The organism is Rhizobium sp. 42MFCr.1, assembly GCF_000377185.1.
GTDB lineage: Bacteria > Pseudomonadota > Alphaproteobacteria > Rhizobiales > Rhizobiaceae > Rhizobium > Rhizobium altiplani.
On the sequence record NZ_KB897873.1, the window covers coordinates 1 to 26,549 of the forward strand.

Annotated in this window: 22 protein-coding genes and 2 pseudogenes; 18 read left to right on the plus strand and 6 right to left on the minus strand. The window is 57.8% G+C overall.

All coding sequences use genetic code 11. The features are described from left to right. The 9 genes and pseudogenes from C934_RS32940 to gabT all read left to right on the plus strand — a co-directional run. Positions 1 to 432, plus strand: a pseudogene (locus tag C934_RS32940) (glucan 1,4-alpha-glucosidase); the annotation flags it as partial. 850 nt (positions 433 to 1,282) lie between these two features. Further along, on the plus strand, positions 1,283 to 2,455 hold the full coding sequence (locus C934_RS33350) for a PAS domain-containing protein (RefSeq protein WP_018860136.1): 1,173 nt from the start codon (positions 1,283 to 1,285) through the stop codon (positions 2,453 to 2,455). A 233-nt stretch (positions 2,456 to 2,688) separates the two neighbouring features. After that, complete coding sequence (locus C934_RS32955; protein ID WP_198011842.1) at positions 2,689 to 3,855, plus strand: sigma 54-interacting transcriptional regulator; 1,167 nt, start codon at positions 2,689 to 2,691, stop codon at positions 3,853 to 3,855. Between the two features lie 36 nt (positions 3,856 to 3,891). Next, positions 3,892 to 4,941 (plus strand): ABC transporter substrate-binding protein, encoded by a 1,050-nt coding sequence (locus C934_RS0129615; protein ID WP_100248228.1) that lies wholly within the window; start codon positions 3,892 to 3,894, stop codon positions 4,939 to 4,941. An 85-nt stretch (positions 4,942 to 5,026) separates the two neighbouring features. Then, positions 5,027 to 6,139 (plus strand): ABC transporter ATP-binding protein, encoded by a 1,113-nt coding sequence (locus C934_RS0129620; protein ID WP_018860139.1) that lies wholly within the window; start codon positions 5,027 to 5,029, stop codon positions 6,137 to 6,139. Next, positions 6,136 to 7,008, plus strand: a complete 873-nt coding sequence (locus C934_RS0129625; protein WP_018860140.1) for an ABC transporter permease — start codon at positions 6,136 to 6,138, stop codon at positions 7,006 to 7,008. Before C934_RS0129620 ends, C934_RS0129625 begins: the two co-directional genes overlap by 4 nt. Positions 7,009 to 7,018: 10 nt before the next feature. Continuing rightward, complete coding sequence (locus tag C934_RS0129630) at positions 7,019 to 7,810, plus strand: ABC transporter permease (RefSeq protein ID WP_018860141.1); 792 nt, start codon at positions 7,019 to 7,021, stop codon at positions 7,808 to 7,810. Positions 7,811 to 7,826: 16 nt separating this feature from the next. Then, positions 7,827 to 9,332: an aldehyde dehydrogenase gene (locus tag C934_RS0129635; protein WP_018860142.1), complete on the plus strand. Its 1,506-nt coding sequence runs from the start codon at positions 7,827 to 7,829 to the stop codon at positions 9,330 to 9,332. 69 nt (positions 9,333 to 9,401) lie between these two features. Next, positions 9,402 to 10,706: a 4-aminobutyrate--2-oxoglutarate transaminase gene (gabT, locus tag C934_RS0129640; protein WP_018860143.1), complete on the plus strand. Its 1,305-nt coding sequence runs from the start codon at positions 9,402 to 9,404 to the stop codon at positions 10,704 to 10,706. A 57-nt stretch (positions 10,707 to 10,763) separates the two neighbouring features. On the opposite strand, the gene C934_RS0129645 is transcribed toward gabT, so the two are convergent. After that, complete coding sequence (locus C934_RS0129645) at positions 10,764 to 11,675, minus strand: LysR family transcriptional regulator (protein ID WP_018860144.1); 912 nt, start codon at positions 11,673 to 11,675, stop codon at positions 10,764 to 10,766. 94 nt (positions 11,676 to 11,769) lie between these two features. Here C934_RS0129645 and C934_RS0129650 point away from each other — a divergent pair, with 94 nt between their 5' ends. The 5 genes and pseudogenes from C934_RS0129650 to C934_RS34355 all read left to right on the plus strand — a co-directional run bounded on the left by C934_RS0129650 (position 11,770) and on the right by C934_RS34355 (position 16,236). After that, a complete protein-coding gene (locus tag C934_RS0129650) occupies positions 11,770 to 12,957 on the plus strand; it encodes an acyl-CoA dehydrogenase (RefSeq protein WP_018860145.1) in 1,188 nt (395 codons plus the stop codon). 11 nt (positions 12,958 to 12,968) lie between these two features. Beyond that, positions 12,969 to 14,114 carry a CaiB/BaiF CoA transferase family protein gene (locus tag C934_RS0129655; RefSeq protein WP_018860146.1) on the plus strand — a complete coding sequence of 382 codons (1,146 nt, stop codon included), beginning with the start codon at positions 12,969 to 12,971 and terminating at the stop codon, positions 14,112 to 14,114. Positions 14,115 to 14,310: 196 nt separating this feature from the next. Further along, positions 14,311 to 14,634, plus strand: a pseudogene (locus C934_RS36260) (aldehyde dehydrogenase family protein); the annotation flags it as partial. Positions 14,635 to 15,416: 782 nt separating this feature from the next. Continuing rightward, positions 15,417 to 15,725 carry a DUF736 domain-containing protein gene (locus C934_RS0129670; RefSeq protein WP_018860148.1) on the plus strand — a complete coding sequence of 103 codons (309 nt, stop codon included), beginning with the start codon at positions 15,417 to 15,419 and terminating at the stop codon, positions 15,723 to 15,725. A gap of 250 nt (positions 15,726 to 15,975) precedes the next feature. Continuing rightward, positions 15,976 to 16,236, plus strand: coding sequence for a hypothetical protein (locus tag C934_RS34355; RefSeq protein ID WP_083929935.1), 261 nt, complete (start codon positions 15,976 to 15,978; stop codon positions 16,234 to 16,236). A gap of 56 nt (positions 16,237 to 16,292) precedes the next feature. Here C934_RS34355 and C934_RS0129680 read toward each other — a convergent pair whose 3' ends face one another. From C934_RS0129680 to traC, 4 genes are all read right to left on the minus strand, one after another. Continuing rightward, a complete protein-coding gene (locus C934_RS0129680; protein WP_018860150.1) occupies positions 16,293 to 16,556 on the minus strand; it encodes a WGR domain-containing protein in 264 nt (87 codons plus the stop codon). A gap of 116 nt (positions 16,557 to 16,672) precedes the next feature. Next, entirely contained in the window at positions 16,673 to 18,598 is a 1,926-nt protein-coding gene (gene traG, locus C934_RS0129685) for a Ti-type conjugative transfer system protein TraG (protein ID WP_018860151.1), read from the minus strand. Continuing rightward, on the minus strand, positions 18,585 to 18,800 hold the full coding sequence (gene traD, locus C934_RS0129690) for a type IV conjugative transfer system coupling protein TraD (RefSeq protein WP_018860152.1): 216 nt from the start codon (positions 18,798 to 18,800) through the stop codon (positions 18,585 to 18,587). Before traD ends, traG begins: the two co-directional genes overlap by 14 nt. Before the next feature lie 4 nt (positions 18,801 to 18,804). Further along, on the minus strand, positions 18,805 to 19,095 hold the full coding sequence (gene traC, locus C934_RS0129695; RefSeq protein ID WP_018860153.1) for a conjugal transfer protein TraC: 291 nt from the start codon (positions 19,093 to 19,095) through the stop codon (positions 18,805 to 18,807). Between the two features lie 251 nt (positions 19,096 to 19,346). On the opposite strand from traC, the gene traA reads away from it, so the two are divergent. From traA to C934_RS0129720, 4 genes are read left to right on the plus strand one after another with little or no spacing between them, the layout of a single operon-like run. After that, positions 19,347 to 22,649, plus strand: a complete 3,303-nt coding sequence (traA, locus tag C934_RS0129705; RefSeq protein WP_018860155.1) for a Ti-type conjugative transfer relaxase TraA — start codon at positions 19,347 to 19,349, stop codon at positions 22,647 to 22,649. Beyond that, entirely contained in the window at positions 22,646 to 23,209 is a 564-nt protein-coding gene (gene traF / locus C934_RS0129710; RefSeq protein WP_051085635.1) for a conjugative transfer signal peptidase TraF, read from the plus strand. The genes traA and traF overlap by 4 nt, the downstream gene beginning before the upstream one ends. Beyond that, a complete protein-coding gene (locus C934_RS0129715) occupies positions 23,199 to 24,365 on the plus strand; it encodes a conjugal transfer protein TraB (RefSeq protein ID WP_018860157.1) in 1,167 nt (388 codons plus the stop codon). The genes traF and C934_RS0129715 overlap by 11 nt, the downstream gene beginning before the upstream one ends. 15 nt (positions 24,366 to 24,380) lie before the next feature. After that, entirely contained in the window at positions 24,381 to 24,995 is a 615-nt protein-coding gene (locus tag C934_RS0129720; RefSeq protein WP_026372201.1) for a TraH family protein, read from the plus strand. Positions 24,996 to 25,101: 106 nt separating this feature from the next. Here the strand turns inward: C934_RS0129720 and C934_RS0129725 are convergent, their stop codons facing one another. Continuing rightward, the gene (locus tag C934_RS0129725; protein ID WP_018860159.1) at positions 25,102 to 26,460 is read right to left on the minus strand and encodes an IS5-like element ISRsp18 family transposase; all 1,359 of its coding nucleotides are present in this window, start codon (positions 26,458 to 26,460) and stop codon (positions 25,102 to 25,104) included. Between the last annotated feature and the right edge of the window lie 89 nt (positions 26,461 to 26,549).

Sequence of the window (26,549 nt, forward strand, 5' to 3'; positions counted from 1 at the left end):
CCCGAACGCGAGCTTTTTCTTGGTCGCCCCTCCGGCAGCGCCATGCCCTTGGTCTGGGCCCATGCTGAACACATCAAATTGCTGCGCTCGATCCGCGATGGTGTCATTTTCGACATGCCACCCCAGACTGTTGCCCGCTATGTCGCCGGTCAGCCGCCGATTGCGCCCTTCGCCTGGCGCCTGACGGACAAGCGGACTGTGATGGCGGCAGGACGTAGCCTGCGCATTGAACTGAGCGAGACTGCCATCGTGCATTGGTCGACCGACGCTTGGGCTCATGTCACGGACAGCCATACCCGTGATACGGGCTTCGGTACTCATGTCTGCGACTTGCCGACCAAAATGCTCGGCCCAGGCATCGTCCTCTTCACCATCTTCTGGACAACTAGGCAGCAGTGGGAAGGCACCGATTTCTACATCGACGTGATTTGAGAGTTTCCGGGTGAAACGGTGGGATCGCGAAGAAGACACCGCGGCTCTAGAAATGCAGAAAAAATGTCCGAATACGTGTAAGAAAATCAATGATTTAACAGAAGGAAGTTATTCCTGCCTGTCCTAAAAGTTGTTCCATCATGTCCCAAAGCCGCCGACCATTGATTTTATTGCTTTTCTACGATGGACAAGTCCTCAACGCGATCCACGCACGATCGGCGGCCGACAGTAACTCTCGACAGTGCTAAGTATTATTTCGGATATGTGCGTCGCATTGACAAAGGACTGCCGGCGGCCAGCAGGGGCCGAAGAGCCCTCGCGCGCCCTGGCAAATTTGATGCTGCGCTCATCGACTACAGAAGCGATCGCCCGCCAGCCTGCTCCGACGACTCTTACCGCTCAAGCGCCGATGGAAAGAAGGCGGGGGATGTCCGCGCGGCGCAGGATCAATTGCCCCACCTGTTCGAAGGGAAACGCAGGTTCGATATCGTTGATCTTAAATCTAGCATCGAAATCTCCACGGCGGAGCTGATGCTCATCCCTTTGACCTGATGCCCGGACCCACGCCGCCTCTCGGTCGAAAGGTTGAGCTGTTTTAAAGGAGAAACGACTGCGGCGCTCGTCTTCCGGGCACCCAAAATCGGCGCACATTCTCCGATGAAAATGTGAAAGTCTTGAAAAGTGTTGCAGTATTGCAGAACTTCGTTGCAGTTTTGCGCACGTCTTTGCCCCTGGAAACGCATTTTTCGAGATTTTATGCGAAGGCGGTTGATTTTACCGGAACCAATGGCTGGATGTTGGCCAGGTCGACCGGGCAATCTTGCAACACCGGACCCGACAGCGAGAAATGATGTCAGAAGAAAACGCACACTTTTTGAATGGAGTGCCGCTTTTCATCGATTGGATCGATGAAAAGGGCCGGATCGTCAAAATGAACGCCTACGAGGCGCGCGAACTCTCCATTGAGCCAACCGACGCGGACGGCGGTGTTGCTCTCGAGCAAATCTACAGCAGCGAGTCTGCCAGTTTCCTACGGTTGCTCGCGGCTGATGGCGTACAGGAAGCACATAGCTTTCCGGTCTGGGTCAACGCGTCGGCGTATGATGAGACGCCGATGGTCGCAACGGCATTTCGCGACAAGGAGCGGGGGATTGCCATTGTCAAGCAGGCCCTGACTTCTGCGGCTCTGGGTACCGCTCCGGAACTTGCTGAACGGATCGAAATTCTCTCGCAGATGATTGGTGCGGCTACCGAGGCGTGTTGGTGCATCGAGTTCCTCGAGCCAATCGACGTCTCGCTCGCCGAAGATGAGATAGTGGACCGCGTTTTCTCCAATCAAAGCCGCTGGCGAGCGTGCAACGACGCCATGGCTCGACTCTATGGCGTGCCTGAGTCTCTCGATTTCAACACCCAGCCGGTATCGCGCTATTTTCCGGACACCAATGTGAACCGACAGATGATCCGCGACCTGGTGCGATCGAACTATCGCCTCGATCACGCCGCGGCGATCGACCGCAGGCACGACGGCTCTGAGATGCTCGTCGAGAACGACTTCCGGGCAGCCATCAAGGACGGTCTCCTCGTGCGCCTGTGGGGAACAACACGCGATATTGGTCCACATCGTCGCCGCGAGCAGCAACTCTCCGATAGGGCCGCTACGATGCTCGACATCCTGAGCGCCACGCCGGATCCGATACTCGTCATGTCCGAGGAGGGGAAGGTCCTTGCCGCGAATCCTGCTGCAGAGTCTGCTTGGGGCAGGTCGGCAGAACAGATTTTAGGCAAGCCTGTCGATCACTTTGTCGAGGGCAGGGATGTGGCAGCACGGCTGCGACAGGCAGCGGTTGACGGAAGCGAAGAGGACTACGGCTGCGATCTTGCGGTGACGGCTGCCGATGGCTCGAAGGAGATATGGCGCTTTCGGGCGGCAGGCATCGAGGGAGAGATACGTCGCTACGTTCTTACAGCCCGTCGCAAGGCCCGTCGCCGTGCGCGTACCGCCGTGATGGAGGACGGACGATGAAATTTTATGGCAACGACGTCGCAACTCTTTCCCCCCGTCGCCTTCGGCCCGCGTTCATCGACGATCCGCAGATGGCCAGCTTCCTCGAGGCTCTACCGGACGGCGCGGCCCTTCTTGAAATTGACGGTACGATCAAGTTGGTCAACACCAAGCTCGAGGTTCTGCTCAATCTCGCCAAGAGCGCGATGGTTGGAACGGCGCTCGGAAAGCATGTCAAGACGGCCGGACCTGTTATGCAGAAGCTGGCGGCATCGCTGCAACAGCTAAAGCGGATCGAGGTTTCCGGAGTTCTAAATTCACAGCGTAGCGTCGTGGCGTCTGTCAGTATCCTTAGGACATCGGATGGTGGTGCCTACGGCGCGCTCATGACGATGCGTGAGTCTGCACGCGCTACGAAAGCCCCAGGTTCGGAAGGGTTCCGGTTTGAATCCGAGTTGCCGCTTACGGAAGTGGCGCAGTACGTTGAAACTGAACGCCTGGGCGACCTGCTGAGACGGGCCTCCAAAGCGATTGATCGCGGCAGTCCGGTCCTTCTGACAGGTGATAGCGGCACTGGAAAGACCGAGTTCGCCCGGCATCTCTCTCTACGGTCCCAGGCGGACTCCACCCCCTTCGTGCATGTTAATTGCGGTATGCTGTCGGCCGAAAATTTCGACATTGAAATGTTCGGTATCGAGCCCGGATCCGAGCTCGACGCATCAACAAGAGGCAAGTTGGGTTACGTAGAGGCGGCGGACGGCGGGATTCTGTTCCTCGATCAGATCAGCGATCTGCCCCACTCAGCGCAGATGAAGCTCGTTGCGCTTCTTGAAACCCAGACCTTCAGCCGTGCCGGATCGTCTCAGCGACGCAGGATCAGAATACGCTTGGTCGCGGCGACAAACGAGGATCTGAACGCGCTCGTCGAGGACGGAAAATTCCGCAAGGACCTCTTCTATCGAATATCGGTCGTGAATATTCCTCTCCCGACTCTGGCCGGAGATCGCGAGCTGCTTGATTTGCTTATCGAGCGTCACCTCCAACGGATCAATCAAGGGCGAAGTCCCGCGCTCAAATTGTCTTCGGGCTTCCGCGACCGCCTCCTCGCACATCCCTATCCCGGCAACATGCGGGAGCTAGTCAACATACTTGATAACGCAGCCGCGGCAGCAGACGACGTGGCGCTTCCGGAACATTTCTGCGTGCCGCTGGAGGGCGCGACGTCTGCGGGCGCGAATCCCGGCGCGGTCGAAGCGGCATCAGGTGCGTTTATGGCGCGATCCTTCAAAGATCTCGTCCACGAGTTCGAGACCTGGGTTCTCGAGAAGTCCATCGCCGAGAATGGAAGCAAAAGAAGCGCCGCCAAGGCGCTCGGCATCGATGTCGCCACGCTTGTTCGTAAGACCAAGCGCATTCAATGACGTTCTAAACAACAAGGGGAACGAAGAATGAATAGAATGAAAACAGTAATAGCCACGTTGGTAGCCACTGCTTCAATATTGCCACAGGTGGCCACTGCGTATGCCGGAGACCTCAACATTCTTACCTGGGAAGGCTACGCGGCGGACACTTTCATTCCCAAGTTCGAGAAGGCATCCGGTTGCAAGGTGACCGCCTCCTATGTCGGTTCGAATGATGACTTCGCAGCAAAACTCGCAGCGGGCGGTGGAGTGTACGACATTATCACCCCGTCGCTCGATACCGTTCCGATGATGCAGAAGGCCGGCTTTGTTGATCCGATCGATACTTCGAAAGTCGAGGGGTACAACGGAGTCTATCCGGAATTTTCTAAAGCCAGCGCAGTCACCGCCGAAGGCGAGACATGGGCCGTACCGTTGATCTGGGGGTCGGTGTCGCTGATCTATCGTGCCGACAAGGTCGCTGGAACTCCAGATTCGATCAGCGTGCTGTTTGATTCGAAATACAAGGGCAAGATCTCGTTGTGGGACGATAAGTCGGCCCTTTACTGGACGGCACGATATCTCGGCTACAATGACATCTACGACCTTACGGATGAACAGCTTGAAGCAGTGAAGGCAAAGCTGATCGAACAGAAGCCGCTCATTCGCAAATACTGGGCCTCGGCCGGCGAACTCACCGAGTTGATGGCCAATGAGGAGGTCTACGTGTCGAACGCGTGGACAGGGCTCACCAGCAAGGACGTCAACGGCCTCAACAAGGGCTTCAAAGTGGTTGAGTTCACTCCAAAAGAAAAGTCGGAAGGCTGGATGGACTCGATGATGATCGCGAAGGGGTCTGCTAACACCGAGTGCGCCTACAAGTTCATCTCGTTCATGCAGTCGCCAGAGGGCCAGTGCGGGATTGCTCAGTCTACCGGTTACTTCCCCGTGAATCCGGAGGCCGTCTCGTCATGCATGGACGAAACGTTGAAGAAGGAGCGGCAGGTCGGCAACATCGGCTTCGTGAAAAGCCTGGTGATGTGGGAGCAGCCGAAGCGGCTCGACAAGTATCTCGAGGTCTGGAACGCTGTAAAGGCTGCTCCGTGATGGGCTGAGACGTCGACAATTCCGCATGCTGAGAGGTCTTCCTCGGCATGCGGAATCCCACTCTATTCATCAATCGGAAAAACGCATGACTTCGCGACCAATCGTGACGCTGAACGGCGTGACCAAAACCTATGGCCATTTCACTGCCCTGCATGAGACCAATCTGGAATTGAACGAGGGCGAATTCGTCACTCTTCTGGGACCGTCCGGCTGCGGCAAGACCACGACACTGCGGCTCGTGGGTGGCTTCGAGCAGGCCAATTCTGGCACCGTTACCATAGCCGGCTCAGACGTTACCACCAGCCCGCCCTATCGCCGTCCCGTCAATACAGTGTTTCAGGACTACGCTCTGTTCCCGCACATGACGGTCGCGGAAAATGTCGGTTACGGACTCTCCGTAAAATCGAACAATGTCCCCAGAGCGGAACGCGCGAACCGTGTCGAGCAGGCCCTCGCCCTCGTGGGCTTGGAGGCGTTCGGTTCGCGGCGTCCCGGTGCGCTCTCCGGCGGGCAGCGTCAACGCGTGGCGATGGCGCGAGCTATCGTTAGGCGCCCGAGAGTGCTTCTTCTGGACGAACCGCTCTCCGCTCTTGACGTGAAGCTCCGCGAGTCCATGCAGGTCGAACTAAAACGGCTACATCGCGAGCTCGGGATAACATTCTTGATGGTGACCCATGATCAAAATGAGGCACTCGCTCTTTCTGATCGCATCGTCGTGATGCAACAAGGGCGTATCGTGCAGACGGGAGCGCCCACCGACCTGTACGATAATCCGAGAACGACCTACGTCGCGGACTTCATCGGCGCATCCAATCTGTTTCCCGCGACGCTCCAGTCACGATCGAAAGACACGGAAGCATTCACTCTTCAAAACGGCTTGATCTTAAAGCGAGAGCGCATCGGCGGCCAGGCGGATGTCGCCGCATGTCCGGGCACGCGCGTCCAACTCGGAATAAGGCCGGAACGGCTGCGGCTCGATCCGGTGGCCGGAGCAAATGAGATCGAAGCCAGAGTGGTCGACAGCCTTTTCCACGGCGACAGGGTGCGTCTCGAATTCACGCTCGTGGACGACACCAAGCCCTTCTTTGCCGACGTTCCTCGTGCTGCTGCACGATATTTCGCCTTGGAACCGGGATCCCCCGTCAAGCTTCACGTAGAGCCCCGCGATGTGATGTTCTTCCTGGAGGAAGCGCGATGAACATGGTGGTTCGCCGAAACTTCCGGTCATTCGCCGCACTGTTCGCCGGCCCGTTCGCCTGGGCTTTAGTCTTTATGATCATACCCTACGCGATCATGATTTCCGTGAGTTTCTGGACGCGGCAGTTTCCATTGTTCGTGCCTGACTTCCAATGGGGGAACTTCTCCCAGATCTTCAGCGACCCGCAATACGTGACTGTAATTCTCCGGACGTTGAAGATCGCCGCACTCGTCACGATCCTCTCGACGATGCTCGCCTACCCGCTTGCGTATTTCCTGGTTTTCACTGTTACTTCCGGCGCCTTGCGCAGTCTGCTCTACATGTCGGTGATCGTTCCGCTATGGGTTTCCTACCTGCTTCGAGCGTACACTTGGAAGATTATCCTCGGCACGAACGGCGCTGTGAACTCGCTCCTGATTTCCTTCGGACTTATCCGGGAGCCACTGTCTGCGTTCTTGTATAACCAGACCTCGATGGTCATCACGCTGGTCTACATTTTTATACCGTTCATGGTGATGCCTTTGTTTACGGTACTGGACAATATCCCGAAAGCTCTCGTTGAGGCGTCCGAAGACCTGGGTGTCGGGCCATTCCAAACATTCTGGCGGGTCATTTTCCCGCTTTCCATCGGCGGTCTCGCTGCCGGCGCGACTATGACTTTCTGCCTGTCGTTTGGCGATTTCGTCGCCCCAGTCCTGGTGGGAGGACCCGACGGAACCATGATCGCCAACCTGCTTCAGACACAATTCGGAGCGGCGCTGAATTGGCCTCTCGGATCTGCGCTCGCGACGCTTGTTCTTATCCTCGTGCTCGTCGTCCTCAGAATTTCCAGCAGGTTCGATCGCGTCGGCCAGCTCGACATGCGATAGGAGAGAAAACATGCGCACTCTTCAATGGTGGCAGCGCGGGCTGGCAGGCGTGAGCATTCTCGTTCTGGCGTTTCTTTATGTGCCGATCGCGATCCTCGTGATGTTCTCGTTCAATGATAGCGCAGTGACATCCTTTCCGCTCTCAGGCTTCACTTTGCGTTGGTACCAGGCGTTTCTTTCGAATGGACAGATGTTGGCCGCGCTAAAGAATAGTCTTCTAGTCGCGTTGTTCGCCACCGCAGTCAGCGTGACCGTCGGAGTGACGGCGGCATTGGCGATCGACAGGTATAACTTCCCAGGGCGGAAGCTTTTCCAGAACGTCATACTTTTGCCGCTCAGCCTACCAGGTATCGTAACCGGCATTGCGATGCTGAACTTCTACAAGCAGATCGGTATACCCCAGAGTCTCTTCGCTGTGGTCATTGGCCATTCCACGGCTCTGCTGGGAGTAGTGGTGTCGCAGGTACTCGCGCGACTTTCGAAGCTCAACAGCCGTATGCTTGAGGCTTCCTCCGACCTCGGAGCGGCACCGCTCGAAACGTTCTGGCGCGTGACGCTGCCCAATATCAAAACGTCGGTCTTCGGCTCGGCACTTCTTTGCTTCACGCTGTCGTTCGACGAAATCCCGGTCACGTACTTCCTGACGGGCCGAGATGTGACGCTTCCCATCTACATCTATTCGACCCTTAGGCGGGGGATCACGCCTGAAATCAACGCGGTAGGCACGTTGATCGTAGCAGCTTCGTTCGTGACGGTGGTCGCCTCGGTGGTCCTTCTACGAGATCGAAAAATAAACAGTTAGCTAAAGGAGAACGGCTATGGACATGGCAACTTACACGACAGCCTTCTGGCACGAAAAGGCGAGGGCACTCAAGCTCCGGCCCTTGCACTTCATCGACGGATCCTACGTCCCGTCGCAGGATGGCAGAACATTCCCCACCATCAACCCCGCGACCGGCGGTACCATCGCCGACATCGCGAGAGGCGGTCAGGTAGAGGTCGACAACGCTGTCAGAGTGGCGCGCAAGGCGTTCAAGCATGGCGTCTGGTCGCGCATGGACCCAAGGAACCGTATGGCAGTGCTGGAGAAATTCTCTGCGCTAGTCGAGCAGCATGCGGAGGAGTTTGCGGTGCTGGACAGCATCGACATGGGTAAGCCCGTGATGGACATGTTGAATATCGACATTCCCGGCTCGGTGATGGCGTTGAAGTTCTTCGCGGAGACCGTCGATAAGATCGAAGGCACGGTGACCGCGACTGCCAGCAGTGCATTGCACTACATTCTCCGCCAACCTCTCGGCGTGGTCGGTGTCATCGTCCCATGGAACTATCCATTGATGATGGCGGCATGGAAGCTCGGCCCGGCGCTTGCCACCGGAAATTCTGTCGTTCTCAAACCGGCGGAGCAGTCACCACTTTCGGCAAATCTGCTCGCGGAACTGTTCATGGAGGCCGGCGGCCCCGCGGGGGTATTCAACGTGGTGCATGGCCTCGGCGAAGAAGTCGGGAAGGCGCTCGCGCTTCACAACGACATCGATAAGATAGGGTTCACAGGTTCGACCGAAGTCGGCAAGCTTCTGATGATCTACGCCGGCCAGTCGAACATGAAGCGGGTAAGCACCGAGTGCGGTGGCAAAACGCCTCAGATCATTCTTGGCGACTTCGATGATCTCGATACAGCCGTCACTTACGCGGTGAATGGAATCTACGGCAATCAGGGCGAGGTATGTAACGCTGGCTCCCGCATCTTGGTGGAAAAGAACATCCACGATGATTTCGTTGAACGGTTCACAGCCAAGACGCGCGAGAATTTTGTACTCGGCGACCCGCTCGATCCCTCGACCACGATCGGCCCGCTCGTTACCTCGTCTCATCAAGCGCGGGTGTTGAACTACATCGACATTGGTAAGAAGGAGGGCGCCGTGCTGAAATTCGGCGGCGGCACACCGTCGTCACTTTCAGCGGGTGCTTACGTCGAGCCAACGCTGTTCACCGGTGTGAACAACTCGATGCAGATCGCGCGTGAGGAGATTTTCGGACCCGTCGCGACCATCATTCCGGTCAGTGGCGCGGAAGAAGCTGTCGAAATCGCGAATGACTCGATCTATGGGCTCGCTGCCTCGATATGGACGCGTGATGTCGGGAAAGCTCATCGGTTCGCACGCGACGTCGAAGCTGGCGTCGTCTGGGTCAACTGCTTCGACCACGGCGACATGACCTCGATCTGGGGCGGGTTCAAGCAGACGGGCAACGGTCGCGACAAGTGCCTGGAGGCACTTACGCAGTATAGTCAGACCAAGTCCGTGTGGCTGAACATCGACTAATGCTTCGAGAGCCAGACGGACTCTACCTCCTTCTGGCTCCTTCTTTTCATCGAATATTGGAGACACGGCATGACCGCCTCTATGGAACTAAAAACGCGCCAGAACTCGGCCGTCGCAACCGGCGTCGGCACGCGCAACATCTTCGTCGAGAAAGCGCAGAACGCCGAGCTTTGGGACGTCGATGGCAACAGGTTCATTGATTTCGCAGCTGGTATCGCGGTGAACAATACGGGTCATAGGCATCCTGTCGTGATGCAGGCGGTCACCGATCAGGCGCTGAAGTTTACCCATACATGTTTCCATGTTGCGCCCTATGAAGGATATGTGCGTCTTGCGGAACATCTGAACGCGATCGCTCCGACGGGTGTTGAAAACCGGACCATGCTGGTGACGACTGGCGCAGAGGCCGTGGAAAATGCCGTCAAGATCGCCCGTGCCTTCACGGGGCGCTCTGGAATTGTCGCATTCTCAGGCGCGTTTCATGGCCGCACGATGCTTGGGATGGCGCTCACCGGCAAGGTCGTTCCGTACAAGAAGAACTTCGGACCTTTTCCCCCCGAAATATATCATGCGCCATTCCCTAACGCTTACGTTGGCATCTCGGTCGAAGAAGCACTCTCGGGTTTGGAGCGCCTCTTTGCTGCCGACGTGGATCCTGAGAGGGTGGCCGCCTTCATTATCGAGCCGGTCCAGGGAGAAGGCGGCTTCAACATCGCCCCGACCGAATTCCTTGTGAAACTGCGCGAACTTGCCGATCGCCACGGCATACTTCTGATCGCTGACGAGGTGCAGGCCGGCATGGCTCGAACGGGCAAGATGTTCGGTATCGAGCACTCCGGCGTAAAGCCTGATCTCGTCACGTTGGCCAAGGGGCTAGCCGGCGGCTTTCCGTTGTCGGCGGTGACTGGAAGAGCAGACGTAATGAATGCAGCCCATCCCGGTGGTCTGGGTGGAACCTACGCCGGCAATCCCCTTGCCGTAGCCGCAGCAAATGCCGTGCTTGACGTAATCAATAATGAGGCGCTTCGCGAACGCGCGGTTGAAATAGGGCGTCGAGCTGTGACGCGGCTTCGTTCTGTGGCGGAGCGACAGGGAATGGAGCGCATTGGTGACGTCCGAGGTTTGGGAGCAATGATCGCTTTCGAACTCGTGGACGACCGGGAGACAAAGGCCGCGTCGCCATCGTTGACAAGCCGAATTGTCGCTGAAGCGGAGCGTCGTGGTCTTATCCTTCTGTCCTGCGGCACGCGCCAGAACGTCATCCGCCTGCTTCCCCCGCTGACAATCGAGTACGAGATACTCGAAGAGGGTCTCGACATCATCGAAGAGTCGATCGAGGCAGCAATCGCGTCGGAAGCGGCTTCGGTCGCATAGTCGGATAAAGCGCTCTCCGTCCATCCGTCGCGGATCCTGCCTGCGGCGGGTGGACACTCACTTGGGCGACTTGTTGAAAGCCCCGACGCGGTCGAACAGCCAAGATCTAAATCTGCCCACAGAGGAGTCGTTGGCCTTCTCAATGGGGCACACGAAATAGTAGGACACCGGACTGTCTACGGGCAAGTCGAGGGCCTTCACCAATCGGCCGCTTTCGAGCTCGCTGGCGATAAGGAATGATGGCATCAACGCCACGCCCAAGCCAGCACGGCATGCTTGGGAAACGTTGATAAACTGCTCGAACCGCATACCTTCGCGATATCGCTCCGTTATACCAAAATGTGAAAACCACAGCCTCCACGCCTGAGGCCGTGAGGCCATTTCCAGGAGCGGGATCCGCAGGAGTGCGGCGGGGCCGTCGAATGGATTTCGCTGCAGGAATTCCGGGCTGCATACGGGCACAACAGTTTCCTTCAGGAGAAGCTGACAGTCGCATCCCGGCCAATCTGGTCGGCCCACATGTATCGCGGCATCGAGCTCCTCCTTTCCGAAGTCGAACTGCCCGATACGAGTGGAGAAGTTGATCGTGACATCGGGATGCCGTTCGACAAAATCAGGGATGCGCGGCAGGAGCCACCTTGTTCCAAACGTAGGCGGAATCGCGAGTTTTAGGGTGCTAGCGGTGCCTTGAGCCATAGCTTCCAACGAAATCAATCGGATCTTCTCGATGACCTCGGCGACGCCCTTCGCATATTGCTCACCCTTCTGGCTGAGGTTGACGCCCTTGTTGTTGCGAACGACGAGTATAGTTCCCAGTTGCTCTTCTAGAGAAGCGATCTGTCTGCTTATCGCGCCAGGGGTGAGGTCAAGCGCGGCGGCGGCGGCCGACAGGCTCCCCAGACGGGCGACGCAATCGAAGGCCGTGAGTGCAGCGGTGGAGGGGATAAGGCGGCGCTGAAAATTGCTCATCTGTTTTGCATATTACTCAAAGCAGCTTGAGTAAATATGGTTTGTGCGTCGGCGAAGGATAGGGGAGGCTCGGAGCCACAAACCGGGAGCTGAAATGAGTACGCAAGGGCACTTCCAATGGGACGATCCACTTCTTTTCGATGACCAGTTGTCCGAAGAAGAACGGATGATCCGCGAGACCGCCAAATCGTTCGCGGACAGCGAACTCCGTCCCATCGTTGACGAAGCTTATCTGCATGAACACACGGATCCCGCGCTGTTTCGGAAGATGGGAGAGACTGGCCTTCTTGGCGTCACTCTGCCGGAAAAATATGGCGCCGCCGAAGCGAACTATGTGTCGTACGGACTCGTCGCGCGGGAAATCGAACGGGTGGATTCCGGATTTAGGTCTATGATGAGCGTGCAGTCTTCGCTCGTGATCTATCCAATCTACACTTACGGCTCAGACGAACAGCGCCAGAAATACCTGCCGGGGCTCGTGTCGGGCGAATTGATCGGATGCTTCGGGCTAACGGAACCCGATGCAGGCTCAGACCCCGGCGGAATGAAAACCAGGGCGGAAAGGATTGATGGCGGATACCGCCTTCGCGGTTCGAAAACCTGGATCTCGAACTCCCCAATAGCCGACGTATTCGTAGTGTGGGCCAAGTCCCAGGCCCATGACAACGAGATTCGCGGCTTCATCCTGGAAAAAGGTATGAAGGGCCTCTCGGCGCCCAAAATCGGCGGCAAGCTGTCGCTTCGCGCCTCCATCACGGGCGAGATCGTTCTGGACGGCGTCGAAGTTACGGAAGAGGCGTTGCTACCCAACGTTTCGGGCCTGAAAGGCCCCTTTGGATGCCTTAACCGCGCGAGATATGGCATCTCGTGGGGAGTCTTGGGCGCCGCGGAAGAATGCTGGACGCAGTCTCGCCAATACGGCTTGGACCGACTGCAGTTTGGTCGCCCACTCGCGGCCACGCAGCTTTTCCAGAAGAAGCTCGCAGACATGCAGACGGAGATCGCCCTGGGCCTCCAAGCCTCTCTTCGCGTCGGCAGGCTGATGGACGAAGGCAGGTTCGCGCCCGAAATGGTCTCGCTGGTCAAGCGCAACAACTGCGGAAAGGCGTTGGATATCGCGCGTACGGCGCGCGACATGCATGGAGGCAACGGCATTCAGATTGAGTACCAGGTAATGCGCCATGCACAGAACCTCGAGACGGTCAACACTTACGAGGGCACTCACGACGTCCATGCACTCATACTCGGCCGTGCCCAGACCGGGCTGCAGGCCTTCTTCTGAGGAAAACAAGAATGTCCTCTCCACTAGAAGGGCTGCGTGTTCTGGAACTTGCCCGAATCCTTGCAGGACCGTGGGCAGGGCAAACGCTTGCCGATCTCGGCGCCACCGTGATCAAGGTCGAGGCGCCGGAAGGCGACGATACCCGTCGATGGGGACCTCCGTTTATTGGCACTGAGGCCGAACGAGCTGCGGCCTACTTTCATTCCTGCAATCGCGGAAAAATGAGCGTAGTTGCAGATTTCCAATCGCCATCGGATCTGCAACGGGTGAAGGAACTGATCGCCCAGGCTGATATAGTGATTGAGAACTTCAAGGTGGGCGGTCTGCAGAAGTTCGGGCTCGACTATGAGACCGTCAGCCGAGAAAACCCTCGCCTGATCTATTGCTCAATTACGGGGTTTGGTCAGACTGGACCCTATGCCCACCGTGCGGGGTACGATTTTATCGTGCAAGGTATGGCGGGAGTGATGCATCTGACTGGTGAACCAGATGGCCAGCCCCAAAAAATGGGGGTCGCGTTTGCTGATATTTTTACTGGTCTCTATTCGGTAATCGCCATTCAATCTGCGTTACTGATGCGAAACCAGACGGGCAGGGGCCAGCACATCGACATGGCGTTGTTCGATAGCACCGTCGGAGTACTGGCAAATCAAGGGATGAACTTTCTGGCCACGGGTGTCTCGCCGGTGCGGCTTGGTAATGCCCATCCGAATATTGCGCCCTACCAAGTCTTCCCGGTCTCCGACGGATACGTCATAGTTGCTTGTGGTAATGACGCTCAATTTGCTCGCCTAGCTTCAACGCTGGACGTGCCGTTTCTTGCCGGTGATCCGCGCTTCGTCAGCAATGCCGAAAGAGTGAGAAATCGCCAGGAGCTCACCCAAATTCTGGAAGATAGAACGAGGACGATGACGCGAGACGAATTGTTGTCAGTGCTCGAAACCGTCGGGGTGCCGGCTGGGCCGATCAATACACTAAACGACGTGTTCGCTGATCCGCAGGTTCGCCACCGTGAAATGGTGCTCGGGAACGATGGCGTCCCAGGATTGAGGACTCCGATTGTCTTTTCTGGTGCAGAGCTTTCGCTCGCCCGACGTTCGCCTCGGCTCGGAGAACACAACAAACTTGTTTCGTTCGAATGGCCCTCCGACGAATGACATTCTGGTTCCGTCCCTCTCCATCGCTGGTGCGACTGCAGTCAGATCGCGCCCGTTCCATCACCTATAGAAGTGGAACGATCGATCATAGGACAGGTTCGCACGGCGGAATGGCCATCATGCTGGACGCCTTCCTTTCGACGATCTGGAACCGCTCTTTGCCCCTGGCAGAACGCCCTATCAAGGAGGTCGCATGATGGAAGAACAGACCCGTACGGTGGTCATCATCCCCGTCGACAGTATCAACCTTCTCAATCCTCGGGCGCGCAGCAAGAACTCTTTTCGCGAGCTTGTTGACAGTATTGAGACGGTCGGGTTGCAGCGGCCGGCGGGCGCGCTCAACATCGTCTCGAACGCGCCAGCCGAAGCTTCGGCAATCGTCGAGACACTGATCGCCCATCCGGTCGTGCGCCGCATCAATTTCACCGGCTCGACCCACGTCGGGCGGATCATAGCCCAAACCGCCGCCAAGCACCTCAAGCGCTGCTTGCTGGAACTCGGTGGCAAGGCTGCCTTCATCCCGAGGGCCGGCTCGTACCTTTATCCGTTGGAAAGCGGATCTCGTTTTGAAGTCGCCGCGGGGCAACGAGGTCTCATGCAACTATTGACACCCGTTCGACGTCAAGGATCGGAGGTCGGAACCGCTGAAACCAATGGCTCCGCCGAAGCTCTTGGGATCGCCGGTGCGAGAAAGCAGTTCCATAATGTATGTTATGCCACGTTTTGCTAAGTATCTGAAATAAAACGATAATAATGTTTGACGCGAAGCGCAATCGAAGCGGAGCCAAAATCGACCAACCGCTCGACAAAGCGGCGGGGCTTCCGAGTGCGCTGCTTATTAAGCGGTCTTGGGAAATGTCTCAGCACTATCTAACTGCTGGATCTGGCACGGTTGCTAGCCGTCCTTACCGTGTTCTTTCATCTGCGACTTTTCCGGTGCACCGGTACCGCCGAACTGAACGCGTTGGGTGACGTTTCGTCGATAAGCCGGCATTGGAACAGACCGTCTATTCGAGGCCGTCAGACCCAAGTTCCCTTCATGGATTGTTGGCGCTCCGTCTGCGACCGCGATGAGACGTGCCTAACCTTAGTACGGCTTCGCCTCGATCGATCCCCCCAACGGCAGTCGCGTGTTCTTACTCCACCTTCCCGTTTCGCCGTCTTTCCTCGCCTACTAACAAACATGCGACTGCCGCCCTCCGTTTCATTTCGGCCAAATAGGTGCGGTCCGATCGTCCACGGACTCGTGACTGTCATCGAGGCCGCGATGGGCGCGGCCGGAAACAACGAAAGGAACTTAGAATGGCAACCATCGGCACCTTCACCTCCACCGAGAACGGATTTACGGGTTCGATCCGCACTCTCGCCCTCAATCTCAAGGCTCGCATCTCCCGGGTCGAGACTCCCTCCGAAAAGGGCCCTCACTTCCGCATCTATGCTGGAAATGTCGAGTTGGGCGCTGCTTGGCAAAAGACCTCCGAGCAGGGCCGGGATTACCTCTCCGTCAAACTTGACGACCCGAGCTTTGCTGCCCCGATTTACGCGACACTCGCCGAAGTCGAAGGCGGAGGAAGCCTCCAGCTTATCTGGTCCCGCCCGAACCGGGACTAGCGAGTGACCCGGCTCCGCCACAAGGCGGAGCCGGTTTTCAGCCTTTGCTGCGAACAGAGGGAGTATAGCTGCCCAATAAAGCTTGATCGGCTGTCAGCTCCCCGACAATGAGCGGTTTTCCCGATTGTGCGGAGCCTCTTGAAAAAGGCTTCCCACTCGCCCGCGTCATCGGAATTGATGCGATCCCCTGCCCCATCTAAGTGTCACTGGCAGCGGTTGTCGTCCTTCACGAACTTCAGGAGACGAAACGATGACCAATTTTATCGAACAGCAGATCGAAGAACTGCGCGCCGAACTCCGCAATGCAGGTTGGGCTTCTGGGCGTCGTCAAATCGTAGCCGAGCTCGAAATTGCCAGAGCAGAGCTTGCCGTCGCCATGGCCGAACAGTTCGATATCGCGCAAGTCGAGCTACCACCCTTAGGGCGTTCACTTTCGTCTCGAGTGCGACCCGGTGCACCTTTGCTGCGGATCGCGTTTCATCGCGATAGGGACGATGCCTCCCGCGCGTAGTGCTTAAAGCTGGCAGTCAGAATTCTGACGCGAGGTCCTTTGCTCATCAGTCGTCTTCAGGATGAGCGACGCCCACTGGCGACCGTGGCGTACCCTCTCTTTCGCTTAAGCCGGATCAGATCCAGAAAGAGCACCACTGCATCGTGCTCTCGCTCGAAATGGTGGGTCATTGTCTGTCCTTTGGCGCCTATGCGTCCCCATCGACGGGTGAGGCAAACGTCACCAAACAGAGTCGCGTCAATCGACATGGCATAAAAGCGAGCCATGTTGCGGGCCGGATCGGTGCGCTCGATGTAGAGTTTGTAGGGTTGCGAGATCATGCACACAGAATCGCGCTTTGGAGATTCCGGGTCCAACGACAGTTTTGAATCGGTTCCGGCTCACCGATTCATTTCAGTGATGTCGCGATGTGACGCGGGCTAGTTCGAGCTCACCTTCAGGGGCCGCCCGACGTGACTGAAAAGCGGCTCGCCCGAACGCATTGCCGCATGTCCTCACGTCGGAACCAGATGGCGCGGCCGCAGCGAAGCGGTGGCTTGCCGGTGGTAAAGATGATCTGCTCATCGGCTCGCATGCAAAGGACTTCGTGCGGCTGAATCAGTGGCCTCGGCGCCAGTTGCTTCGATCGCGTGCGCGATGATCCGCGCGACTGGGAGCTCAAGCTGACTTGGTCGATCTCTACCGTGGTCATGCCGCAGCGATGTGAGATGTAATCTGCCGTTTCAGGATCATTAATCGCCGCAAAGGAAAGCCAGCTTGCGCTCTCAAACCACTTGCTTGATGCATCACGGCCACCGTAGGTTTCACGCAACTGACCGATCGACTGGTAGATCATCATCAGGGTGATGCCGTACTTGCGACCAGCGTCTCGCGCCGTCTCTAGAATTCGCATGTACCCAAGGCGTGCCACTTCATCAAGAAGGAAAAGCGCGCGCGTATTCATCCTGCCATCCCGATTGTAGATGGCGTTCAGGAACGTGCCGATGATGACGCGCGCCAGCCCGGAGTGCATTTCGAGCGTCTTGAGATTGATGTTGATGAAAACATCCGTGTCGCCGTCGGCAATCGCATCTGTCATAAAGCTCGATCCGGATACCAGCGCAGCGTAGTTTGGGTAGGAAAGCCAATGCGTCTCTTTGATTGCATTCGCATAGACACCGCTGAAGGTTTCCGGTGTCATGTTCACGAAAGAGGCCACGTTCTCCTTCACGAAATCGGATTTGGAGTTGTCGTGAATCTCCTGCAGTCGCTGGCGCAGTTTCGGCTCCGGTTCCGCTAAGTTGCTGCGTACCTGGCGAAGGGTCTGTTCTTCGCTCTTCGTATGGCCGGACAGGCAGACATCGGCAATGATTGCGGTGAGGAGCTGAAGTGCGGAAGCACGAAAGAAGTCATCGCGTACGCCCTGTGCTCGCCCATTTTCGCTCATGATCCAAGATGCGACCGAGGCCACGTCTTCCTCTTTGGTGCCACCGAAACGTCCGATCCAGTCGAGGACATTGATCCCGATGTCTGGGTGCTTTGGATCGAGGACAAGAATGTCCCTGCCAGCCTTTCGGCGATGTTCGATCACGATAGGCGCAACCTCGTTCGATGAATCAAGCACGACAAGCGCCCCGCCCCATTTGAGCGCGGTTGGAATGGTGATTGAAGTCGTCTTAAAGCCACCGGACCCTGCAAAGACGATGCCGTGGGACGATCCGAAAGATCCATCGAAGCAGAGCAGCGGCGACTTGCCGCCAACGCCCCAGGTCTCAGGATCGTCAACCCGAAATGGATGTGAAGCAACGTCGTCACGATCGACGCGGTAACACTCTCCAATCACGATGCCCCCGCTATTCGGGAAAAGCTGCGCCGCTTCCTGCATCGTCATCCAGTCGGCCTCCCCATGGAGGGCGCGTTTGCCCATAACACGCCTTGGCTCGGCGCGCGGGAATGCCGCATTTCCGAGAAGCGCAACCCGCAGCGCGAAACATCCAGTCATCAGTGCAGTCACCGCCCCAGCTATCGTCCCTGTCTCAAGATCGGCAACCATGCTGCTGCCTCTGGGCAATTGGTTTGCAAAAACAGAAAGGAGAAACACCTGGCGGGCAAATGCCATCAGGAATGTGGCGGCGGCTCCGGCAACGACGCCCCAGGCAGCAGAACGAATGTTGACCGAGCCGCCTGCGGCGAAGAGGACGATCACCCCGGCGCCTCCGCTTGCGACGAAGGGCGCGGCAATACCTAGATGCTTGAGCGCGGCCTTGGCCGCATCGGTGTTGCCGAACGTTGCCAGCCATTGCTCGATGCCAGTGGTGCCAACGGTAACACCAATCATCAACATGATCGGTATGAAGAGGAGCACCACCCTATTTGCTGTCATGGCGGAATGCCTCGTTGCCGATGGCCATCAGTCGCGCTCGCTCGCCATCGTCGATCCCGAGACGGCGATTGAGATCGATCAGAGCGCCGAGAAGAAGTGCGCGCTTCTCGTAGCGAAGGCCCGCCTTGACTATCAGGCCCCCGAGTTCGATCTTGTCGCGTGTATCCTTCTTCCGCGCTTGCGAGTTTCTTGCGCGCTGCATCCGATCAATTCTCGCCAGTGCTGACTTGATCTGCTCCAGGGCGGTTCGACGCGCTTTGCGGAGTTCTACTTGCCCCGCCTTTGTCCTTTTCTATCGACGCGGGTCTCGTCTCGCAAAATCGTTTGACGAGACCTTCGAATGCCGTCTGAAGGTCTGATTCCTCGATTTCCATGTCGCCTAGCCCAGCCTTGAGAGCGACGCGACCAATGCGCTCGGCCTCCCGCGTTTCGGCTTGCTTCAACTGCTCCTGGAGACGGACGATTTCTTCGCGAATTCTTGCGGACGGTTTCTTCATTCCCGGTCGGCCTTTCATACGGTTTCGACTTCCTCAAGCAGGAAGGTCCCGCAGATTGGCGAGATGATCTACTGACAGAAATGCGAGTTGGCGCAGCCAACACCTTTGAGCATGATCCCGACCGTTCCGAAGGAGCGGATCCGAAGGGCGCAATTATACGTCGCTGACGCGACGCTCTGCGCTTGGCCTTTTCGGGCCGCCGCTCCTGACGAGCTTATTGAATTCGATTGCTCGAAGGAGCTGGTTTCACAGTGACCGTCCCGCATTTTTCAGTCACGATCGTTGCCCGCGGGTCCGGCCGCAGCGCAGTGCTGTCGGCTGCCTACCGCCATTGCACCAAGATGGAATATGAGCGGGAAGCCCGGACGATCGACTACAGCCGGAAGCAGGGTCTGCTTCATGAGGAGTTTGTCATTCCAGTCGACGCGCCGGGGTGGTTACGCGAAATCATTGCCGACCGCTCGGTTTCATCTGCGTCGGAAGCCTTCTGGAACAAGGTCGAGGATTTCGAGAAGCGCTCTGACGCACAGCTTGCCAAGGACGTGACGATTGCCTTGCCGATCGAACTCTCGGCTAAGCAGAATATCGAGCTTGTCCGCGATTTTGTCGAAAGGCATGTCATCGACAAGGGCATGGTGGCCGATTGGGTCTTCCACGATGCGCCTGGCAATCCGCATGTCCATTTGATGACCACATTGCGGCCGCTGACGGAAGACGGTTTCGGTGCCAAGAAAGTGCCCGTGCTCGGAGCGGACGGCAATCCGCTCCGCAACGACAGCGGCAAGATCGTCTATGAGCTTTGGGCTGGAAGACTGGATGATTTCAATGTCTTTCGCGACGGCTGGTTTGCCTGCCAGAATCGGCATCTGGCAGTTGCCGGTCTCGACATCCGCATCGATGGCCGTTCCTTCGAAAAGCAGGGTATCGAGCTGACCCCGACCATCCATCTCGGTGTCGGCGCCAAGGCAATCGAACGGAAGGCGGAAGGCTCGGGCGAACAGGTCTCGCTCGAGCGGCTGGAATTGCAAGATGAGCGCCGGGCCGAGAATGCGCGACGAATTCAGCGCAATCCGGGGATCGTACTTGACCTGATTGCGCGGGAAAAGAGCGTCTTCGATGAGCGCGATGTCGCCAAGTTCCTGCATCGCTATATCGACGACGCAATCCTTTTCCAAAGCCTTCTTGCTCGCATCCTGCAGAGCCCCGCGACCCTGCGTCTCGATCGGGAGAGGATCGACTTCGCCACAGGTCAATGTACCCCGGACAAGTACACAACCCGCGAGTTGATCCGGCTGGAAGCCGAAATGGTCAATCGAGCAATCTGGTTGTCGAAGCGATCGTCGCACAAGGTTCAAAAGACAGTGCTCGGCGCGACCTTTGCGCGCAATGATCGCCTGTCCGATGAACAGACGAGCGCAATCGAACATGTCGCCGGTGGCGAAGGTATCGCGGCAGTGATCGGTCGGGCCGGTGCTGGCAAGACCACAATGATGAGGGCCGCTCGACAGGCATGGGAAGCAGCTGGATATCGCGTCGTTGGCGGTGCCCTTGCCGGCAAGGCAGCGGAAGGTCTCGAGAAGGAAGCAGGCATCATCTCCCGCACGCTTTCGTCGTGGGGGCTCCGTTGGAGCCAGGGCCGCGATCAGCTCGACGACAAGACGATTTTCGTTCTCGATGAGGCGGGCATGGTCTCGTCGCGGCAGATGGCGCTGTTCGTTGAAACAGTCACCAAAGCCGGCGCCAAACTCGTTCTCGTCGGCGATCCGGAACAGTTGCAGCCGATCGAGGCGGGCGCTGCCTTCCGAGCGATTGCCAATCGTATCGGCTATGCCGAACTCGACACGATATATCGCCAGCGCAAACAATGGATGCGTGACGCCTCGCGCGATCTTGCGCATGGCAACATCGGCAAGGCGGTCGAAGCCTATCGGTCGAATGGAAGGATGATCAGCGCCGAGCTGAAGATTGAAGCGGTCTCAAACCTCATTGCGGATTGGAGCCGCGACTATGATCCAGCCAGGTCTTCCCTGATCCTTGCGCATTTGCGTCGTGATGTCCGGACGCTGAACGAGTTGGCGCGTGCCAAGCTCATTGAGCGCGGCGTCATCGATGGCGGGTCTACCTTCAAGACAGCCGATGGAGATCGCAACTTCGCGGCCGGCGACCAGATCGTTTTTCTCAAGAACGAGGGATCACTTGGTGTCAAGAACGGCATGCTTGCCACGGTCGTTCAAGCGGGGCCTGGCCGCATCGTTGCCGTCATCGGCGAAGGCGAACGTCGCCGCCAGATCGCGGTCGAGCAGCGCTTCTACAACAATGTCGATTACGGCTATGCCACTACGGTGCACAAAGCCCAGGGCGCTACTGTCGATCGAGTGAAGTTGCTGGCATCTCTTTCCCTCGACCGTCACCTCACCTATGTCGCCATGACCCGCCACCGCGAGGATCTCAGCGTCTATTATGGCCGCCGGTCCTTCACAAAGGCTGGAGGCCTCATCGAATTGCTGTCTCGCACGAACGTCAAGGAAACGACGCTCGACTATGCGCAAGGCAGCCCCTACCGACAGGCGCTCCGCTTTGCTGACGCACGCGGCCTTCATGCCGTCAATGTCGCCCGAACGCTTGTTCGTGACCGGCTCGCTTGGACAGTCAGGCAAAAGCACAACCTCATCACGCTCGCGTCGCGCCTGGCCGCTGTCGGATCCCGACTCGGCCTGGTCGGGCCGGCGATGAAATACCACGCAATCAAGGAGGCAGAGCCCATGGTTTCCGGGATCACCATTTTTTCGAGGTCGATCGGGCAGGTCGTCGAGGACAGGCTCGCGGCCGACCCGGGTTTAAAAAAGCTATGGGAAGATGTCTTCGTTCGGTTCCACCTCGTCTATGCCCAACCTGAGACCGCATTCAAGGCCATCGATGTCGCTGCGATGCTGGCTGACACGACGAGGGCGTCAGCGACACTGCTCAAGATCGCCGAAGAGCCGAGTAGCTTCGGTGCCCTCAAGGGCAAGACGGGTTTGTTCCCCAGCAAATCCGACGAGCAAGATCGGGACACGGCGCTCGTCAATGTCACTGCGCTGGCGCGCAATCTGGGCCGCTATCTTGAAATTCGCGCCAATGCAAAACGAGAGTATGAGACAGAGGAGTGCGCCGCCCGCCAGAAGAGCGCGATCAATATTCCCGCTCTTTCTCCGAGCGCCAGATCGGCGCTCGAGCAGGTTCGCGATTCGATCGACCGCAGTGACCTGCACGCAGTTCTCGAGCACGGGCTCGCCGACGAGAGGGTGAGGCTGGAGCTTGAGGGGTTTGCAAGGGCTGTTGCGGAGCGCTTCGGGGAACGGACTTTCCTAGGGATTTCGGCAAGGGACCCGAGCGGGCAAACCTATCGGTCCCTCACGGCCGGGATGAACTCTCTGCAGAAGGCAGAAATGAAGACCGCCTGGAATTTTCTGCGCGCGGCTCAGCAATTGTCCGCCCAAGAGCGATCGACATCCTCTCTGAAGCAGTCCGAGGCCTTGCGGCAGACGATCAGGAAGGGGCTTTCACTGAAATGACCTTTTTGCACGATCAGCGCCTGCAAACATCGCGAATTTGGCGTCGGGTGAGTTTGCCTGTCGCACTTATTTCAGTTCTCTTAGCTCTCATCGTGTCCGGTGGCGCGCTTGGGTATCGGATCAATTTAACGCCGAGCGAACCTCTCGGGATCTGGCGAATTCAAATGCCGGAAGGATCCTACAAGATTGGCGACCTGGTCTTTGTCTGTCCGCCGCCGACGCCCACCATGCGAGAAGCGTTTGACCGCGGTTACCTTCGATCGGGGCTCTGTCCTGGTGGCTATGCGCCGCTCATCAAAACCATCGTTGCGATGTCATCACAAAGGATCGAAATTGACCGCTTGGTTAGTATCGACGGCCTTGCATTGCCGCATTCCGAACCGGCCCAGCTGGACGGCAGAGGTCGGAGCTTGAGGCGGTTCAGCGGAGGAACAGTACCGACGGGCTACGTGTTTCTTCACTCTGGTTTCATCGGGTCCTTCGACTCTCGCTACTTTGGTCCAGTGCCTGCCTCCGGGGTGCTCGGCCTGGCAAAGGCGGTCCTCATCTATGCGCCGTGAACTGGTCCGCAACAGTGTCCTTTTGGGCGCGGCACTGGCGGCTGGCTGGATCGGTTGGTGCGGAAATCCCCTCGCCCTTCCTATGTCTGCCGCCTTTCCGTTTATCTGGTCCGTGGCGCGCGACCGGCCAAGCGCCGCCATGGCATCGGCGACCTATTTCCTTGCGGCATCTCGAGGTTTGCCGCATGGCGCAGTCGCCTTCTATGGTTCAAATCTCTTATCCGGTCTATTGCTCTGGTTGATCGCGTCGGCGGCCTTCGTCGGCGTCCACGCTGTTCTGTGGACCGAGAGATCGGGATGGCGTCTTGCAATCCGTTATCTCTTGGTCATGTTTTTGATGGCAGTGCCGCCCTTTGGGATTTTGGGCTGGGCTCACCCGATCACCGCCGCCGGAGTTCTGTTCCCCGGCTGGGGGTGGGTCGGTCTTGGCGCAATGGCAGCCGGCCTCTTGATCATGACGACCAGGCTTCGGCCGGCTGCAGCCATGGCCATAATTGCCTTGTGGCTCTGGTCCGCCGCACAATGGACGACGCAGCACCCACCCTTTTCGTGGTATGGTGTCGAGCTTACACTTGGAGCGTCGCTCGGCCGAACCAGCAATCTCGAACGGCAGCGTGGCCTTGTTGCAACGGCGCGGGCGGCAAGGCGCGGCAAAGGCGCCGTGGTTGTGTTGCCAGAGAGTGCGATCGGCTTCTGGACACCAACGGTCGAACGGCTATGGCTGCGTGAATTGCGGGCAAGCGGGTTGACGGTCGTCGCAGGCGCATCCGTGGTCGACGAGATCGGTTACGACAATGTGCTCTTGGAACTTTCGGAGTTCGGGGCGCGAATAGTCTACCGCGAGCGTATGCCGGTACCCGGTTCGATGTGGCAGCCCTGGCAGTCACTGATTGATGGCGGCGGCGGCGCACGTGCGTATTTCTTCTCCAATCCCGTCGCCGAAATCGCAGGCAAACGGGTTGCGCCGGTGATTTGCTACGAGCAACTCATTGTCTGGCCGGTCGTTCAGTCCATGCTTTACGACCCTGATATCATCGTCGCCGTTGGGAACGGCTGGTGGACAGGCAGCACGTCTATCGTGCCCATCCAGCGTGCCAGTGTCGAGGCTTGGTCGCGTCTCTTCCACAAGCCGCTTGTCTTCTCTGTCAACACGTAGTTCCGGGAGCCCTTCATGCTTGATCCTGCCCTCATAACAAAATGTGCCGATTCCTCCTTGAGGCCGGCGATCGTCGAGCAGTTCGTCAAAGCCGCAGGCTCTTCCGATCCCCTTGCTGTCACCGTGAGAGCGGGAGGGCGATTGGTCCTCGTTCCGAAGCCTAGAACACCCAAGGAAGCAATGGAAATCGTCAAGCAGAATGTCGGACATTCAGTCGTGCGCGTCGGCCTCACGCAGTTTCCTGCAGGTGTTGGCGTAAAAGACATTTCGGAAGTGACGTCTGGTCTTGTCGATCCGTGCGTGAACCTGCGCCTGGGAACGAGAATGTTCGCCAAGATTCTTCGCATTGTCAGCAAATGGTACGGAAACCCCGAAAGCGCTGAAGCTTTCCCGCAAGTGTTCGAGGATGCCATCGATGCCTGGAAAACGGGCGAGTTCGAGGCTCAAAGCGTATTTCAGGCCAAAGATCCCAGTGGATCGATCGCAGGTCAACGCGAACTGGACGATCCAAACGGGAGTTATGCAGGAAAGCCCGAAAGCGCCTCATCGAACTCGTCCGAACCACCCGGTGAAAACGAACTCGGCCGCGCAGGCATGCGGATCGATTTATCTCGAATCCTTGGCCAGTAGGTCACGTGCGAAAGTCTTGACGACCCAATGCGTACGGCGGTTCACCTGCCCTTCGAACACAACCGTCCCAGGCGGCGCTAGTTTGTCGATCGTGAAGAACTCGCTTTCAGGCAGGTTGTTGCGGCATCGGTCGGCTCTGGAACGTGAGGAGGAGTGCGGCGAACAGACACAAAAGTTGCCTGAACCATCGCAGCAGGAGGGAGAAGTTGTATCCGGCGGCGGCCAGAACGGCATTGACGGCATCCCCCTGTTCGCCAGCGAGATAATTCCGGTCCATTCTGTGTTCGCTCTTGAGGTGTCCAATGACGGGTTCGACCGCCGATCGTCGTCGCATCTGGCGCTTGATGGCGGGTGTGAGACGGCGCTTCTGGCCACTGGTGAAGACTCTCAGCTTGTGACTTTCGGGAGCATTATGGCCGCGGTATCCAGCATCGGCCAGAATGCGGGAGAGCTCGTTGCCAATCATCTTTTCCATATCCGGAATGACGGTCGCGAGCGTGTGGCCGTCGTACGGATTGCCGGGCAGCGCCGCTGCGTGCAGGGCGAACTGCCCGCCCTTTGAACGGTTCAGTGTTGTGGCCACGGACACCTTCACTCCGAACTCATAGGGCTTGTGCGCCTTGCCTTTACCAATGCACTCGACCTCGTCGGCATGCAGGCTGTAGATCTTGCGGCCACGCTGACGTTGCCGCTGCGCGATGACCGTTTTTGCCTGATAGAGCGACCATTTGAAGATCGCGTCGAGTTGTTCGTCGCCGGCGATCTGACGTTCGACGTCGCGAACGGTCCGGCCGAGATAGGTCTTCAACTTGCGCAGCGCCTTGCCGGCCCGTTTGAATTGCTTCGCATGAGCGTAGCGCTGGTGCTGGATCAGGGCGAATTTACCGACCCGAATATAGGTCTGGCGCAGATCAAGCCCCATTTTCTTCGCCAGCCGCACCAGCCGTTCGCGCGCCCGGTGAATAAGCTTGGCATCCGTCGGGAACATGACGTTCTTCGGTTGAACGGTCGTGTCCACGATCACCTGCCGCGTATCCTGCGGCTTCATCGCGCCTGTCTTGACGGCCACGGCCAGGCTCTCCTGCAAGAGCGCGCCGATCCGTTCCTCGCCCATGCGCTGCCGCCAGCGCGTCATCGAGGAGCGGTCGAACGATAGTTCGTGACGAAAGAACTCCTCGCCGCAGAGGTACTGAAAGTAGGGGTTCTCCACCCAGCGCTCGCACAGCGCCTCGTCCGACAGGTTGAACGTGTGCTTCAGAATGGCCAGCCCCGCCATCAGCCGCGTCGGCAATGGCGGCATGCCAGCTCCGTCCGAATAGACCGTCCCAAAGCGGGCTTCCAACACAGGCCAGTCAATAGCCTGCGCCAGACGCACAAGTTCGTGCTTCATGTTGATGATCTGGTCGAGCCGGGATCGGAATAAATCCTGTTCACCCGTTTGGCGCCGTTCGCGTGGTTTACCCATTCCTGGCTCTCCGATTCACCGCGATAAACCCAGTGAATCACGCTCCGCCAACCAGGGAAACCTCAAACTGATTTTGCAAGGAAACAGCC

What these genes read in the sequence shown, in the direction of transcription:
- C934_RS0129725 (WP_018860159.1), bottom strand. Translation starts at nt 26,460, where the DNA reads ATGGGTAAACCACGCGAACGGCGCCAAACGGGTGAACAGGATTTATTC.
- C934_RS0129670 (WP_018860148.1), top strand. Translation starts at nt 15,417, where the DNA reads ATGGCAACCATCGGCACCTTCACCTCCACCGAGAACGGATTTACGGGT.
- C934_RS0129680 (WP_018860150.1), bottom strand. Translation starts at nt 16,556, where the DNA reads ATGATCTCGCAACCCTACAAACTCTACATCGAGCGCACCGATCCGGCC.
- C934_RS0129630 (WP_018860141.1), top strand. Translation starts at nt 7,019, where the DNA reads ATGCGCACTCTTCAATGGTGGCAGCGCGGGCTGGCAGGCGTGAGCATT.
- C934_RS34355 (WP_083929935.1), top strand. Translation starts at nt 15,976, where the DNA reads ATGACCAATTTTATCGAACAGCAGATCGAAGAACTGCGCGCCGAACTC.
- C934_RS0129635 (WP_018860142.1), top strand. Translation starts at nt 7,827, where the DNA reads ATGGACATGGCAACTTACACGACAGCCTTCTGGCACGAAAAGGCGAGG.
- C934_RS0129615 (WP_100248228.1), top strand. Translation starts at nt 3,892, where the DNA reads ATGAAAACAGTAATAGCCACGTTGGTAGCCACTGCTTCAATATTGCCA.
- C934_RS0129650 (WP_018860145.1), top strand. Translation starts at nt 11,770, where the DNA reads ATGAGTACGCAAGGGCACTTCCAATGGGACGATCCACTTCTTTTCGAT.
- traD (WP_018860152.1), bottom strand. Translation starts at nt 18,800, where the DNA reads ATGCAGCGCGCAAGAAACTCGCAAGCGCGGAAGAAGGATACACGCGAC.
- traG (WP_018860151.1), bottom strand. Translation starts at nt 18,598, where the DNA reads ATGACAGCAAATAGGGTGGTGCTCCTCTTCATACCGATCATGTTGATG.
- C934_RS0129620 (WP_018860139.1), top strand. Translation starts at nt 5,027, where the DNA reads ATGACTTCGCGACCAATCGTGACGCTGAACGGCGTGACCAAAACCTAT.
- C934_RS32955 (WP_198011842.1), top strand. Translation starts at nt 2,689, where the DNA reads ATGCAGAAGCTGGCGGCATCGCTGCAACAGCTAAAGCGGATCGAGGTT.
- C934_RS0129715 (WP_018860157.1), top strand. Translation starts at nt 23,199, where the DNA reads ATGCGCCGTGAACTGGTCCGCAACAGTGTCCTTTTGGGCGCGGCACTG.
- C934_RS0129625 (WP_018860140.1), top strand. Translation starts at nt 6,136, where the DNA reads ATGAACATGGTGGTTCGCCGAAACTTCCGGTCATTCGCCGCACTGTTC.
- gabT (WP_018860143.1), top strand. Translation starts at nt 9,402, where the DNA reads ATGACCGCCTCTATGGAACTAAAAACGCGCCAGAACTCGGCCGTCGCA.
- C934_RS0129645 (WP_018860144.1), bottom strand. Translation starts at nt 11,675, where the DNA reads ATGAGCAATTTTCAGCGCCGCCTTATCCCCTCCACCGCTGCACTCACG.
- C934_RS0129655 (WP_018860146.1), top strand. Translation starts at nt 12,969, where the DNA reads ATGTCCTCTCCACTAGAAGGGCTGCGTGTTCTGGAACTTGCCCGAATC.
- C934_RS0129720 (WP_026372201.1), top strand. Translation starts at nt 24,381, where the DNA reads ATGCTTGATCCTGCCCTCATAACAAAATGTGCCGATTCCTCCTTGAGG.
- C934_RS33350 (WP_018860136.1), top strand. Translation starts at nt 1,283, where the DNA reads ATGTCAGAAGAAAACGCACACTTTTTGAATGGAGTGCCGCTTTTCATC.
- traF (WP_051085635.1), top strand. Translation starts at nt 22,646, where the DNA reads ATGACCTTTTTGCACGATCAGCGCCTGCAAACATCGCGAATTTGGCGT.
- traC (WP_018860153.1), bottom strand. Translation starts at nt 19,095, where the DNA reads ATGAAGAAACCGTCCGCAAGAATTCGCGAAGAAATCGTCCGTCTCCAG.